Origin of the sequence: Pseudozobellia sp. WGM2, assembly GCF_017810075.1 — a bacterium.
Classification (GTDB): domain Bacteria; phylum Bacteroidota; class Bacteroidia; order Flavobacteriales; family Flavobacteriaceae; genus JADNYK01.
Window position 1 is genome coordinate 56,868 of record NZ_JADNYK010000004.1, and the last position, 14,717, is coordinate 71,584.

At 38.2% G+C, this 14,717-nt stretch carries 10 protein-coding genes; 3 read left to right on the top strand and 7 right to left on the bottom strand.

Annotated features, from left to right (window positions below; all coding sequences use genetic code 11):
- Positions 1 to 160: 160 nt before the first annotated feature.
- A complete protein-coding gene (gene uvrA, locus IV512_RS10140; protein ID WP_209403007.1) occupies positions 161 to 2,938 on the top strand; it encodes an excinuclease ABC subunit UvrA in 2,778 nt (925 codons plus the stop codon).
- Between the two features lie 264 nt (positions 2,939 to 3,202).
- Positions 3,203 to 4,360 (top strand): hypothetical protein, encoded by a 1,158-nt coding sequence (locus tag IV512_RS10145; protein ID WP_209403009.1) that lies wholly within the window; start codon positions 3,203 to 3,205, stop codon positions 4,358 to 4,360.
- A 71-nt stretch (positions 4,361 to 4,431) separates the two neighbouring features.
- Here IV512_RS10145 and IV512_RS10150 read toward each other — a convergent pair whose 3' ends face one another.
- The 7 genes from IV512_RS10150 to IV512_RS19965 form a co-directional block, all read right to left on the bottom strand.
- Complete coding sequence (locus IV512_RS10150; RefSeq protein ID WP_209403011.1) at positions 4,432 to 6,735, bottom strand: FdhF/YdeP family oxidoreductase; 2,304 nt, start codon at positions 6,733 to 6,735, stop codon at positions 4,432 to 4,434.
- 105 nt (positions 6,736 to 6,840) lie between these two features.
- Positions 6,841 to 7,653, bottom strand: coding sequence for a hypothetical protein (locus IV512_RS10155; RefSeq protein ID WP_209403013.1), 813 nt, complete (start codon positions 7,651 to 7,653; stop codon positions 6,841 to 6,843).
- An 88-nt stretch (positions 7,654 to 7,741) separates the two neighbouring features.
- Complete coding sequence (locus IV512_RS10160) at positions 7,742 to 9,202, bottom strand: lipopolysaccharide biosynthesis protein (protein WP_209403015.1); 1,461 nt, start codon at positions 9,200 to 9,202, stop codon at positions 7,742 to 7,744.
- A 23-nt stretch (positions 9,203 to 9,225) separates the two neighbouring features.
- Entirely contained in the window at positions 9,226 to 10,506 is a 1,281-nt protein-coding gene (locus tag IV512_RS10165) for a glycosyltransferase family 4 protein (RefSeq protein ID WP_209403017.1), read from the bottom strand.
- A gap of 45 nt (positions 10,507 to 10,551) precedes the next feature.
- The gene (locus IV512_RS10170; RefSeq protein ID WP_209403019.1) at positions 10,552 to 13,002 is read right to left on the bottom strand and encodes a YfhO family protein; all 2,451 of its coding nucleotides are present in this window, start codon (positions 13,000 to 13,002) and stop codon (positions 10,552 to 10,554) included.
- Between the two features lie 152 nt (positions 13,003 to 13,154).
- On the bottom strand, positions 13,155 to 13,418 hold the full coding sequence (locus tag IV512_RS10175) for a DUF4834 family protein (RefSeq protein ID WP_209403021.1): 264 nt from the start codon (positions 13,416 to 13,418) through the stop codon (positions 13,155 to 13,157).
- 62 nt (positions 13,419 to 13,480) lie between these two features.
- Entirely contained in the window at positions 13,481 to 13,606 is a 126-nt protein-coding gene (locus tag IV512_RS19965) for a hypothetical protein (RefSeq protein WP_256439295.1), read from the bottom strand.
- Between IV512_RS19965 and IV512_RS10180 the strand changes: the two genes are divergently transcribed.
- Positions 13,605 to 14,672, top strand: coding sequence for a transporter (locus tag IV512_RS10180; protein WP_245224723.1), 1,068 nt, complete (start codon positions 13,605 to 13,607; stop codon positions 14,670 to 14,672). The two genes, IV512_RS19965 and IV512_RS10180, sit on opposite strands and share 2 nt — an antisense overlap.
- Positions 14,673 to 14,717 lie beyond the last annotated feature (45 nt).

The following is a 14,717-nucleotide window of genomic DNA, read 5'->3' on the forward strand; positions in this document are numbered from 1 at the left end:
TTTTATTCTATAGGCGTATTAACATTTTGTTGGGTTCAAATATAGAAAAAATTAAATGGTTCATAAAAAAAATTTCATACGTCCATTTTTTATTCTCTATAGGTTTATACGTAATTATTTTTAATATGGTTCATCGTATCTTTGCAAAAGATATATGAAAATGGCAGTAGAACTAGAGGTCAATCCGAAAAACAATATCATTATTAAAGGTGCAAAACTGCACAATCTAAAAAATATCGATGTTGTAATACCACGTAATAAATTAGTAGTAATCACGGGCTTATCGGGATCTGGAAAATCAAGTTTGGCATTTGACACACTTTATGCCGAAGGTCAACGTCGCTATGTAGAAAGTCTTTCATCATATGCGAGGCAGTTCTTAGGCAAACTTGATAAACCTAAAGTAGATTATATAAAAGGTATAGCCCCAGCAATTGCCATCGAACAGAAGGTGAATTCTACAAACCCACGGTCTACTGTCGGTACCACTACTGAAATTTATGACTACCTGAAATTGCTATTCGCAAGAATTGGTAAGACCTACTCCCCAATTTCAGGTAATGAGGTAAAAAAGAATACGGTGACCGATGTAATTACGCACGTTAAGAATTACAATGAGGGAACCAAACTACTCTTACTAGCACCGATTAGAATAGATAAAAATAGAGACACCTTGAAATCGCTTCAATTGCTCTCGAAGCAAGGTTATGCGCGAATAAAGTATAAAAGAAAAGTTTTACGAATAGATGCCGTACCCGAAGATATTTCACGAGAATTTGACCTAGTAGTAGATCGGGTAATCATAAAAGACGATGAAGATTTCTACAATCGGTTGGCCAATGCTGTCGACACTGCATTCTTCGAAGGAAAGGGCCAATGTATTATCGAAGATTTGAATTCTGAGGTACAAATGCAATTTAGCAACAAGTTCGAACTTGACGGAATGTCATTTTTAGAACCCAATGTTCACCTCTTCAGTTTCAACAACCCCTACGGTGCATGCCCAAAATGTGAAGGATATGGCGATGTTATAGGTATCGACGAAGATTTGGTAGTACCGAATACGGCCTTATCGATTTACGAAAATGCGGTTTCTCCATGGCGTGGAGAGAGCATGAGTTGGTACAGAGACCAATTGGTGAATTCCGCTTACAAATTCGATTTTCCTATTCATAAACCTTGGTTCGAGCTTTCTGAGGAACAAAAACAATTGGTTTGGGATGGTAATAAGCACTTTATCGGTATTCATAAGTTCTTCAATACCTTAGAGGAGAAAAGTTATAAAATTCAAAATCGGGTGATGCTCTCGCGTTATCGAGGTAAAACCCGATGTACCGTTTGTAAAGGACGAAGGCTACGCAAAGAAACCGACTATGTGAAAGTTGACGGACATAATATTTCCGACTTGGTCGAACTCCCTATAAAAAAGCTTATTACTTTTTTTGAAGAGCTCTCTTTAAATGATAATGATAAGCAGATTGCATCACGATTATTAAAAGAAATAAATACCCGGCTTGGCTTTTTATATAAAGTAGGATTAAGTTATTTAACTCTTAATCGAAAATCAAATACATTATCAGGGGGTGAAAGCCAACGAATCAATCTAGCCACATCTTTGGGCAGTAGCCTTGTCGGAAGCATGTATATACTCGACGAACCCAGTATAGGGCTTCATCCAAAAGATACCGAAAACTTAATCGATGTCTTAAAATCTTTACGAGATCTTGGCAACACCGTAATTGTGGTTGAGCATGATGAAGATATAATGAAAGCGGCAGACCAAGTCATCGATATAGGCCCTGAGGCCGGCACTAATGGTGGTGAAGTGGTGGCCTATGGCCCGTTGAGCGAAATCTTGAAGTCAAACTCCCTGACTGCCAGCTACCTTAATGGTTCAAAAGAAATAGCAGTACCCAAAGAAAGAAGAACCTCTAATCAGTTTATAGAAATTAAAGGGGCACGTGAAAACAACCTTAAAAACATTGATGTTACATTTCCTCTGGGCATGTTGACTGTGGTCACGGGTGTTTCTGGTAGCGGTAAAAGTACTTTGGTCAAAAAGTTACTTTATCCTATTATCTTAAAGGAAGTTGGTGGTTACGGCGAAAAAGCGGGACAATATACCAGTGTCAACGGTAATTATAAAACTATCAAGCATGTTGAATTCGTTGATCAGAACCCTATTGGCCGATCATCACGATCCAACCCTGTAACATATATTAAGGCCTATGATGATATTAGAGCATTGTTTGCAGCTCAAAAACTAAGTAAGATCAGAGCCTACCAGCCCAAACATTTTTCTTTTAATGTAGATGGTGGTCGATGTGAGAAATGTAAAGGAGAAGGCGAGATAACAGTAGAAATGCAATTCATGGCCGATGTACACTTAGAATGTGATACCTGTGAGGGCAAACGTTTTAAGAAAGAAGTCTTAGAAGTAAGGTTCAATGGTGTAAATATCGATGGTGTATTGAATATGACCATTGATGATGCCATTTCTTTTTTTGAGGCTCATGGTGAAAATAAGATTATCAACAAGCTTAAACCTCTTCAAGATGTAGGTCTGGGTTATGTTACTTTGGGGCAGTCCTCATCTACCCTATCTGGAGGGGAAGCGCAACGAATCAAACTTGCCTCATTCTTGGTTAAGGGCACTACAAAGGATAAAGCTCTATTTATTTTCGACGAACCTACTACAGGCTTACATTTTCATGATATTCAGAAACTATTAAAATCATTCAATGCCCTTATCTCTAAAGGGCATTCTGTAGTCGTCATCGAACATAATATCGAACTGATAAAATGTGCAGACCATTTAATCGACCTAGGCCCAGAAGGCGGTGAGAACGGGGGTAATTTATTGGCAGTTGGCACTCCCGAAGAGCTTATAAAGAACGATAAATCTTTTACCGCAAAATATCTGGCAGAAAAGCTTTAATTATCACTTAAATCTACTTCCCTTAAAAAAGCATTCTCATTTGAATTATGAGGATGCCCAATACTTTATTGCTTCTATTTTTCACAGAGCTATAATCTATATATAAGTTCGTACTGAGAAAATTTGAAATCTTTAATAATTAAAATATTATTTTAATATATTGATTTTCAGTTGTTTATTCTCGTAAATATTTTTTGGCATGCTGTTTGTTTAATACTCAACGAATGTGAATAGTTGCATTCGAGAATTTAAAAACCTTATATCATGAAAAATATAGTACTCTTTTTTTCGGCCTTAATTATGAGCACCTCAGGTGTTTTGGCCACTAGTACAGAAGATAAGGTTGCAGAACGCAATGCTTATAGATACAACGACGCCTTTATTTTTGTCGAAAATGGCATTACGTTTTCAGTTTACCCCGATGGTGAGTTTGATTTTTACATCGATTCATATGTTAGTGGACGAAAAAACGGCGTGACCTTCAACTCTGGCTTTGACTATAGTCCTTATGCACAATATGATGATTATGGTGCGGTAATTCAAGTTGAAAACGTACCCGTATACTATGATTATCACGGGCGTGTAACTCAAATTGGTGATGTTGACATCAGTTATAATAATGGTAGAGTACGTCGTTTAGGCGGAATGAACGTTTTCTATAACCGTAGAGGATTTTACGACTATCATACCGGTTACATTAATGTTTATAACAGGCGTTATGTATTCAGACCTTTTCATTCTTTGTTCGTTAGACCGGCACTTGGTTTTTGCCTGGTATTCAACAAGCCTTATAGAAGATACTATAGCCCTATTCGCTACACCTATCACAGGCCTTACAGACATAATACCAGAAGGGCTTATGCGAAAATCGGTAGAACTCATAAGTATAATCAAGCTAGAAGAGAACGTGCCAAAATCTATAGAAATGATAGAAAGGTAGCAGTTCGTAAGAATGCCATACGAAGCAGTAGAGCAGTAGCGTCTAGAAGCAATAATGCAGTTAGAAATAGAACTAATTCTGCAAATAGCACAGTTCGTTCAAGAACGACCGTGAACAGAAATGCTACAGCACCGAAACGTGGAACGGTACAGAGAAGTTCTACCGTAAATAGAAATACTAATGGCAATATAACCGTAAACCGTAAATCTACGGCTATTAAGTCACCAAGAAGTAATACTGTAACGAAGAGAACGGTTACAAGAACACCTCAGAGAAAAACGGTTACAAGAACAACGAAGACTTATAATAGTCCGAGAAAGAGAACCACGAGTAATACGACTGTTCGTCAAAGAAGTTCAAGTAGTAGAGGTAATGTTGCTACTAGAAATACTTCGACTCAGCGAAAGGTTAGAAAGACACCTGTCAAAAGAAGTAGTACAGCTTCAAGAACCACTACTTCAAGAAGTACAAGAAGATATTAAGATTAGTTTTTAGGTTGGTTAGTTGTTACCCCCGTAGTAGATTTATCTACTGCGGGGGTTTTAATTGGATTTCATTCCGATTTAACAACCGTGACTTTTACCGATTTACTTATTGGGGTTTTACTTCGATGCGCATAGCGGTTATAGGGCACCAGAACATTGGTCTCAGGAAAATAGGCCGCCAAATTACCTTTAGGAATACTGTAAGGGATAACCAAAAATTTATATGCCGTGCGCTTCTTATTGTCATAATGGCTACTAATATCCACTACATCCATTTTTTTGAATCCGTGCGACTTCATGTCATTGGAATTCATAAACAACACCCTCCGTTCATTATAGACCCCGCGATATCTATCATCAAGTCCATAAATGGTTGTATTGAATTGATCGTGAGATCTGATGGTCATCAACAAGAATTCATCTCTTTCTAGGTTATGCTCCGGTAAATCGTTCAGGGTGAGCTGGGCCTTACCACCGGGCAACATACTAAAATCTAAATTTCGAACATTGTTCGGTAGATAATACCCCACTCCTTTAGAACGCTCAGTGGTATTATCAAAACCTTTCGCAACCTTGTCGATGCTCTGCCGTATAAGGTTATAATCTTCGGCCATGGCCTTCCAATTGACGGAGTGTTTCCCATCAAAAAAGACATGTGCCAGTTCTCCGATGAGTTCTGGTTCGCTTTTTATATGGTCCGAAGCCGGTTTTAAAAGTCCGCGAGACTGTCTTACCCTACCCATACTATCTTCCATAGTAAAATAGCGAAGCTTGCCATCTTTCATATCCTTTTCCGAACGGCCATAAGTCGGTAGAATAAGGGCAGTCTTACCTGTCACTAAATGGGTTCGGTTCAATTTGGTACTGATCTGAACCGTTAGTGAACAATTCTGTAAGGCTTGTGCCGTGTATTCCGTGTCATTGGCAGCCATCAAAAAATTACCCCCAAGACAAATGAACACCTTTCCCCTACCTTCATACATGGCTTTTATTGCACCCACGGTATCAACCCCTTCTTCCGCAGGGGGAACAAAACCGAGATGCTTCTCAATTCGTTGGTTCAGTTTTTCATCCACATAATGCATAATACCCACACTTCTATCACCCTGAACATTACTATGACCCCGAACAGGGCAGGTACCAGCATTGGGTTTGCCCATTGCTCCTTTCAATAATAAGAGGTTCACAAATTCTCGAATGTTCTGTACCCCATTTTCGTGCTGGGTAAGCCCCATGGCCCAACAAACTACGATATCTTCTTTAGCAGCCAACAATGCTACCGTTTCATTAATCTTCTCTTCCGGAACACCACATCGCTCCAATAAATCTTGCTCATCATATTGAACTAAATCGGCCAAGAGTTCATCATAGCCATTGACATATTGCGCGATAAAATCATGGTCGAAAACATTCTTATCTCTTGCATCTAATTCAGCCAACCGCTTCAGTATCAATTTAACAAGAGGTATATCTTGGTTGATTTTTACAGCTAGATGAATGTCGGCCATATCTTCTCCTGAACCCACTAATCCCTTTAAGTTCTGCGGATTTTTAAAATTCACCAGTCCGGCTTCCTCCAATGGGTTTATACTGATAACCTTACCTCCGTTCTGTTTACATTTCTCAAGTGCCGAGAGCATCCTTGGGTGATTGGTACCTGGATTTTGACCAACCACTAAGACCACTTCAGCTGCATATAAATCTTCCAATTTTGTCGACCCTTTACCAATACCCAACGTTTCAGATAGTGCGACCCCACTTGACTCATGGCACATATTAGAACAATCGGGCATGTTATTGGTGCCAAATGCCCTAACGAACATACCATATAGATAGGCAGCTTCATTACTAGAGCGTCCAGAAGTGTAAAAAATAGCTTCGTTGGGGTCGTTTAATGAACGTAATTCTTCTGATATCAATCCATATGCCTCTTGCCAGGAAATAGGTTCATAGTGTATACTTTCTGGTCGCAAAACCAAAGGTTCGGTCAACCTACCGAATTTATTTAATTGGTAATCGGTGAATTGCGATAGTTCTTCTACCGAATATTTAGTAAAAAACTGTCTAGCTATCTTATTCGTCGTCGCTTCATCTGCAAGAGCTTTGGCTCCGTTTTCGCAATACTCGGCAACTGTGGATGGGTTCTCAGGGTTAGGCCAAGCACAACTGGGGCAATCGAAACCATCTTCTTGATTCATTTCAAGTAAAGCACGCATTGAACGTACAATACCCATTTCTTTAAAACCATGTTTTAGGGCTTCTTTGACCCCAAGCTTACCTGCAGCATATCGCATTGGCTCCTCGAGCTTAATATTCGTAAACTCCGTAGATCCGGTAAACGATGTTTTTCTTTTCAACTTCTTTTCTGACATAGAATTATTTATTCGCCCTTGAAACAATTAGAACAATAATTGCTTATTCGTTATGAAAAAATCTTTTATTTGGAGTGGGAATGTACACAATAATCAGATAAATACTTAAACTACCTTATCATCAACAAGGGTAACATTTAATTTTACAAAGTAGCAACGAGGTATATTTTTGCGTTCATCCGTGTGCCCTTGAACACTATCTTCTTGGTAAATAATTTTACCTTCAGGCGATAAAACTTTGAAATAAATCCCGGGCCCGGGTATTGTCGAAATAGGGGTTTCAATATTTAGAATCGGTGAAAGAAACGTCTTTTTAAAATCTGCACTAGTATAATCTACTCTAAAGTATCCCTTTTCATCGGTTATGGCCGTACCGATTAAATCATCTTTGATCCAGTCGACATCCATTACTACAATCTTAAATCCAAAAAGTTTAGTATTTGTGGCTCCGGTTATCTTTAGACTTCCACAAATGGTCCATGCATCGAAAAGGGCGCGTATCTGACACCAATTTTTAAAGGGAAAGGTATGGTTGTAACTGTAACTAAAATTCTGCCCATCAGGTCTCCAAACGGGATTAAGCTTAATAAGGGTATATTGAATTTCCTTTTTTCGATTGATTGACTTTTGATAAGGAGCTTGGCTTAACTTTATGTCTATGGTTATTCTCTGATTGTCATAGGCTTCGAACAACTTTATTTCAAAATTGCCATTGCCATTGGTTTTGGCCTGACCAATACATAAGTCTTGTTTATCTATTATTTCCTTTTTTGTAAGCTGTCGTGCTTCCTTCTTTGAACTATGTCGATTTTCGGCTAGATCATCATCCAAATAAATTAGAACTAGTGCATCACTTACATTTTCCCGTATATCAGGAAATAGAGATGCATTTACAGTTCCTTTTATTATATAGCCCATTCAAAGTGGTTATGTATTAAATATACTATAAATATTAATTAATGATATCAGGCAAATATCACAGTAAGCTCATAAGAGCACTTCACAATTACCTTATTTTTTTAATGTATTTGAATAGTAGCTCATAAACATCTTCAGAGATTCTAAACCGATATAGTATCACGACATAGAATATTGTGATGAGTAAGCCCTTTAAAATAATATTTAATATGGAATGAAACGGGAAGTTGACCAAATAGAAAAGTACACCGGTACCAAAAATGAGTATGGCAGCTATAAAGGTTTCTTGGGTAAAGGGTGTCATTCCGAATTTTAGCTTCACATAAATTATTTTTAATGTATTGTAAGTGAAAAGAGCTGAAAAGCTTGCAATTGCAGCACCATTCAAACCAAACTTAGGTATCAACCAAAGGTTTAAAAGAATAGTCATTACGGCCAATAGAACCCCTAAAATCAAAACGGCACGGTAATAATCTGAATTGTAGAGAATAGAGTTGTTATTACCCATCAAAGAATCATACAATTTTGCCAAGCCCAACCATACAAATATGATATAGCCATTTCTGTAAGCATCCGGCATTAAATTATACATATCGTCAAGGTTAAGCAGGATGAGCAGAAACAATAAGCCGGAAATAATGAACAAAGTCAATGAACTTTTTTGATACAATCGTTGTAAACCCTGCGTATCTCTTTTGTTCAATAATTCTGCGGTCATCGGGTAAGTTATCTGATGCATTGATCGTGAAGGTACTGCGATGACCATTGCTATAAAGCCCGCAACACTATAATAGGCCACATTTTCGATTTCAATAAATTGGTTGATCATGACCTTGTCAACTTCCAAGAGTACCACTGCCACTGAACCTCCCAATATAATCAGTGTGCTGTAAACCAATATATTTCTTGTATTTTCAGGGAAATTAAACACCAGTTTCGGAGCATGAAGCCGATAAGCATATACTTTCATAACTATCGTACGAAAAATATAAACACCTACCATAATATGTATATAGAGCTCTACCGAAATGACATCAAAATATAATAGAAAGAGCATGATGAATACCATTACACGAGAAAAAACCTCCTTCATAAAATTACCAAAGACAGATTTCATTTGAACCCTCGCCCAGCCATAAAAAACCTCAAAATATGCCATGGCCATGCCTATGAAAAAGATGTGCCATATATACCCTTTTACAATTGGGTTTTCGCGTGACAAAAAATCGCCTATCGCTTCATAGCCCAAAAAGGTAATTAAACCTACGGGTAGAATCAGTGCAAGAGGCAATAGCAGCATCATGGTCAAAAAACCATCAATTGTTGTACTATCTTTAAAACTGCTATAAAATTTCACCAAGGTATTAGGTACACCAAAAGCCAATATCGGATTCAACACTAATGAAGCCGATAAAATAACCTGAATCAAACCGTAATACTTCGGTGACATGAAATTCAGGTACAAAACCAAGGTATTAAGCGCACCTATACCAAAACCTAAATAAGTTATGATAGAGTTGTTCAATGACTGCTTAAATACAATACCCATTTTCTATTGATCAGTAGTACTCATTAAATTTTCTGAAGAATTTTAGCCAAATCTTCGGTCAACGATTTGCGGCTATACTTCTCGATATCAACAGAATTTGATATTAAGTTATTCTTTTTATAAGCGGCGTACCATTCTAGTATAGTGTCCCTTAAGTCAAAATCAGAATTGTAGTCGAAAGTTTTTCCCGAGTTGGTCTGAGAAATTATTTGACCAGCTTCCCAATCTTTAGGTCCTAAGGCAAGAATCGGACGTTTAGCTGCCATATATTCGAATAGCTTACCTGGTAGAATTCCTTTAGTTTCTTCAGAATCAATCTCTACAAGCAACAATAGTTGTGACTGCCGTTGTTTTCGCTGCGCTTCGGCATGCGAACCGTAGCCCCTCATTTTAATATAGGGCCCCAATTCATAACGGTACAGGCTATCCATTACATCTTGACTTACAACGCCCATAAATTCTAATTGAAGATCTGCTCTGAACACAGCATTTTCGGCAGCAATTCTCGATAATGTTTTCCAAAGATTTTTCGGATTTCTACCCGTGAGTAACGATCCAATATGAGAAATCGTAAAACTCTTATCAAGGTCTACCTCTGTACTGTGCCCAGAATCATAACCGTTTGTTATTACGGAAATCGGTTTAGAAGTAATTTCTTCAAATTCCTTTTTAGTGGTTTTACTAGTAGTTATTACGTGATCGGCTTCATTCAAAACTGCGCTCTCCATGATCTTATGTTTTTTCTGCGAAGAGGTAGTTAATTTTAATTTTTTGTGATATCCTATAGACGTCCACGGATCTCTAAAATCGGCCAACCAAGTTATCTTCAGGTTTGTTTTAAGTTGAAGGCCTATTAGATGAACACTATGCGGTGGCCCCGTCGTAATAATGGTATCAATATTATCACTTTCTATTACATCAGTTAAAAATTTGACCGATGGTTTTACCCAAAACTTTCTAGCATCAGGAATAAAAAAATTACCCCTCACCCATAGCATTGTTCTTTCTATAAATGATTGATTATTAGCTTGAATAATACCCGAGCTGATACGTTTTGTTTTCTTAGAGGATAAGAATTTTGCTGCGCCATAAGGCTCAAATAAAGGTTGACTGTAAATCGTCAAATCTTTGGGTAATTCTTTTGTCAATGAAGCATCTTCAATGGGATAATGCGGATTTTCAGGAATATATACTATTGGTTCGATATCAAAATCACGAAGATATTTCACGAACTTCAACCACCGTTGTACCCCGGGACCACCAGCGGGAGGCCAATAATATGTTATAATGAGCACTTTTTTCATGGGGTCAAAATGGGGTTAAAGTAAAGAGCAATTGTCAACTTGATTTTACGCGTCTTCGTAAACATCTTCTTCAGGCTTACGTTTCTGGTAAAATGTAAGACCTAAACCACCTATAACAGCCAGGGCCAAGAGAATGGACGATGCTAATGTTATCTGACTGCCCACCTGCACAACTTCAGGTTCAAATTTGAACTCTATGGTGTGTTCACCTTCGGGAACACGTAGTGCTCGAAGACTATAGTTAACCTTAAAATGTTCTCTCAATTGACCATCAATATATGCGTTCCAGCCCTGGGGGTAGTACATTTCTGAAAAAACGGCTACTCCAGCATTAGAATTATTCGACGTATAGGTCAAATGGTTCGGCTCATAATTGGATAGTTTGATAGTAGCCAAAGAATCTACTTGAAAGTCAAATCTGTTAAGTGAGTTTACTTCTGCAGTGTTTATTACAGCCTCCTTTTTAGTATCAAGATTCTCCAACGCCGTTATCTCCTCGTCGGCACTGTTTACCTTATTCAGTTTGCTAATAAACCAAGCATTTCCGTTTGCATCTGGGTTTAAAGCAGGGTAGCTTCTACCCTCTTCATCCTGTTGCACTACATATTTCACGTTTAGCATGTTCGGAACATTCAAGTTTCCTTTATAAATATGAAAACTGAACAAATCTTCTAAAGCAGCCGGTTTAGCTGCATGATAACCACCTATTGATTGGTGGTAGAATGAGGTGCGGGCACCGTTAATTCCCTCTGAAGGATTATAAACCCTAAAAACACCTTCATCTTTCTTAATTTCTTTATCTAAGGCGGTTTCGGTGAATGGTTGTGTCATTCTTCGCTTTGCCACAAAATTATCACCATCAACATACCGCAGACCAACACCGACCAAATCGAAGACAATCAATAGGCCTATGGTACCAATAGCAATATTCTCTTTTAGCTTTCCCTTTATATATAACCAAATTGCTGCCGCCGTAAGCAAAACGTATATAAGCGAGCGCATCAAGTCGCTATTGTAAACGGCCCTACGATCAGCTTGAATCAATGAAACCAATTCATCCCCATAATTTTTTTTCAAATAGTCATCACTTGGGCCTATAAAATCGAAAGCGCCTTTGAAAACAAATAATAGAACGCCTAATCCTCCGACAATTATAACCGAAATCTTTAAAGATTTCATTTTCTTAGAAGCCTCAGTAGTACTACTTAAAAGCTGGCCTAATGCTAAAACGGCCATCACGGGAGCGCAAAGCTCTAATACTATCTGAATGGAAGACACGGCCCTAAACTTATCGTACAACGGAAAGTAATCGATCATGAAGTCGGTCAGAAACGAAAAATTCTTGCCCCAAGATAGCATCAAAGACATTAAAGTTCCGCCGAGCAGCCACCATTTGACCTTTTCCCTGATTAAAAACAACCCTAGAATAAACAAGAAAAATATAATAGCGCCAATATAAGCCGGGCCCGCAACTATAGGTTGATCCCCCCAGTATAAGGGTAAACCGCTTGAAAAATTCAAAGCTTGACTTCTAGAGACCCCTTGGTCGATAAGAAAATTATAGCTTTTTGAACCCTCGCCCAAATCTTCACCGTTCGACCCGCCAAAAAGCCGGGGTACAAAAAGGTCTAGCGATTCTGCAATACCATAACTATATTGGGTAATATAATCTCTATCAAGACCATTGACATTTTCTTTAGACGACCCATCAGGGTTAATAGTAAGTTGAGATTTACCGCGGGTGCTCCAATCTGCATATTCCTTGGTTGCCAACAGCCCAGTGGCGTTTGCTGAAATACCCAAGGCCACCGCAATCAACAAAATACCAACGGAAGTAAAAAAGTGAGGCAACTGCTTTTTTCTAATGGCATCGACCAAATAAACAACGCCAAGAATTAAGACCAGTAGCATAAAGTAATAGGTCATTTGATAATGATTGGCACCTATTTCTAATGCCATGGCAATTGCCGAAAGTATAAAACCCCAGACGTATTTCTTTCGAAACACTAGAACAATACCCCCAAGAAGCATAGGTAAATAACCTAGAGCGTGAGCTTTTGCATTGTGGCCAACACCTAATATAATAATCATATACGTAGAAAAACCAAATGCAAGAGACCCTATAATAGCCAAGCGATAGTCTACTTTAAGGCAGCACAATAAAATATAAAAACCGATAAAGTAAAGAAAGAGGTAGTCAGCAGGGCGAGGTAAGAAGCGTATAAGCCGATCTAATTTTTTCACATAGTCATGTGGGTAATAAGCACCTAATTGATAGGTAGGCATACCCCCAAAGGCACTATTGGTCCAGTAGGGCTCTTCACCAGTGCGCTTGCGAAAATCATTCTGTTCTTTAGCCATACCCGTGTACTGAACAATATCAGACTGTTCAATCACTTTCCCCTGAAGAACTGGGTGAAAATAGGCCAAAGCGGCTATAACGAAAAAAACAGCTACAAAAAAGTGAACGAAGAAGGCTTTAAATCCTTTTTGCATAACAGGAAAATCTTATTGACGCGGCTAAAATAACGAACTTAATCTGACTTTAGTAAGTCTGCGGAAGATTTCCGAATTCATGAATCGATAATACGAATCCGATTAATTAATTAAGATTGTAAAGTAAGTAGTTAGTTCAAAGTAACGATTGCTTAATCGACTTCCTCAAAATCGATATAATCGCCAACCTTATTAGAACTAGAACTTTTTTTTGAAGGTTTTTTATCTATAATAACTTCCCCAATCTGTTCCTCTGTGTCCCTATTCTGTTGGGCAAACTCACCGAACTTCTCTTTAAAATGCTCTTCGGTCTTTCGTGCTGCATACCCAAAGATTTTGGGAGCGAACATTTTTACCAAAATCTTAAAGAGGTAATAGACCAGTAAGATTATGAGGATTGTTTTTAAAAATGTCATCTTTTCTATAAATAATTATATCAAAAATACGATTCTGACGTTGTAATAGCAGGGCAGAACTGCTAAAATTTAGCTAAAGTACCATTAGCAGTACCACTACAACGGTAGGTAAATCGGTTTTTGACCGCCATCACCGGAAAAATTAATTCATTAGAACGCATGTTAGCCGTTACCAATTGTAATGACATGAAAAACTTTTTAAAGATTATTGCATTTGTTTTACCCTTCTTCAGTTTGGCGCAATACACAGATGTAATCAACTCAAATCGCCCTGGGCAATCGGTCAGTGCCTATGCTGTAGGCAGAAATGTTCTTCAGCTCGAGGCCGGTATCTATTATGAGCAAAAAGACCATGCCCTATTAAATACACAAAGTGACATTTGGGGCAGTGAATTTGCACTGAGATATGGCCTATTGTTCGAGCAGCTTGAATTGATTTACGAAGGAGCTTATCAAAACCAGAATATAACTTTCTCAGATTTCGGCACATCGAACAACCTAACTGATTTCTCAAGAAACAGAGTTGGATTGAAATTTCTGATTTATGACAGATACAAATCAGAAGAAAGAAACAAACCGAACCTTTACAGCTGGAGAGCGAATAATGTTTTTCAACTTAAAAATCTTATTCCTTCGATTTCTATGTATGGAGGCGCAACTTTTAATCTGGGAGGCAATCCGTTTTATGTAGGTGACCCAACTGTCTCATACCGAGCTTTATTAGCAACTCAAAGTAGGCTGTCACCCAGATTTGTCTTGATAACCAACTTTGCCTATGACCGTATAAGCAGTGATTTTCCTGAACTTAGTTATTTAGTGTCGCTTTCCCATGCCTTTAGAAACCCTAAATGGAGTGCATTCGTAGAAAACCAAGGCATTGACAGCGATAGGTATTCAGATGTTCTCATTCGTGGGGGTATCGCCCATCTACTTGGTGAAAATTTACAGGTTGATTTCAATCTCGGCGCCAGTCTTAAAAATACCCCATCGAGAGTTTTTGTTACCATAGGCGGTTCTTATCGTTTAGACCTTCATAAAGACAAACTCAAGGCCATTGACGATCAGAATGCCAATGAAAATGGAGGTGCTATCAAGAAAAATAGCATGAAAAAGAAGCGTAAGGAAAAAGAGAAGGCAGGTGGTAGCGGTGCGGAAGATATTAATCTCGGGCCTTCAAAAAAACAACTTAGAAAACTCAAGAAAAAGGAAAGGAAGCAAAAAAAATCAGAAGGCGGCGGAGCTATTGATTTTTGATGGACCACACCCCAAGTTACTTCTATAAATTAGGAGGTTTAATTT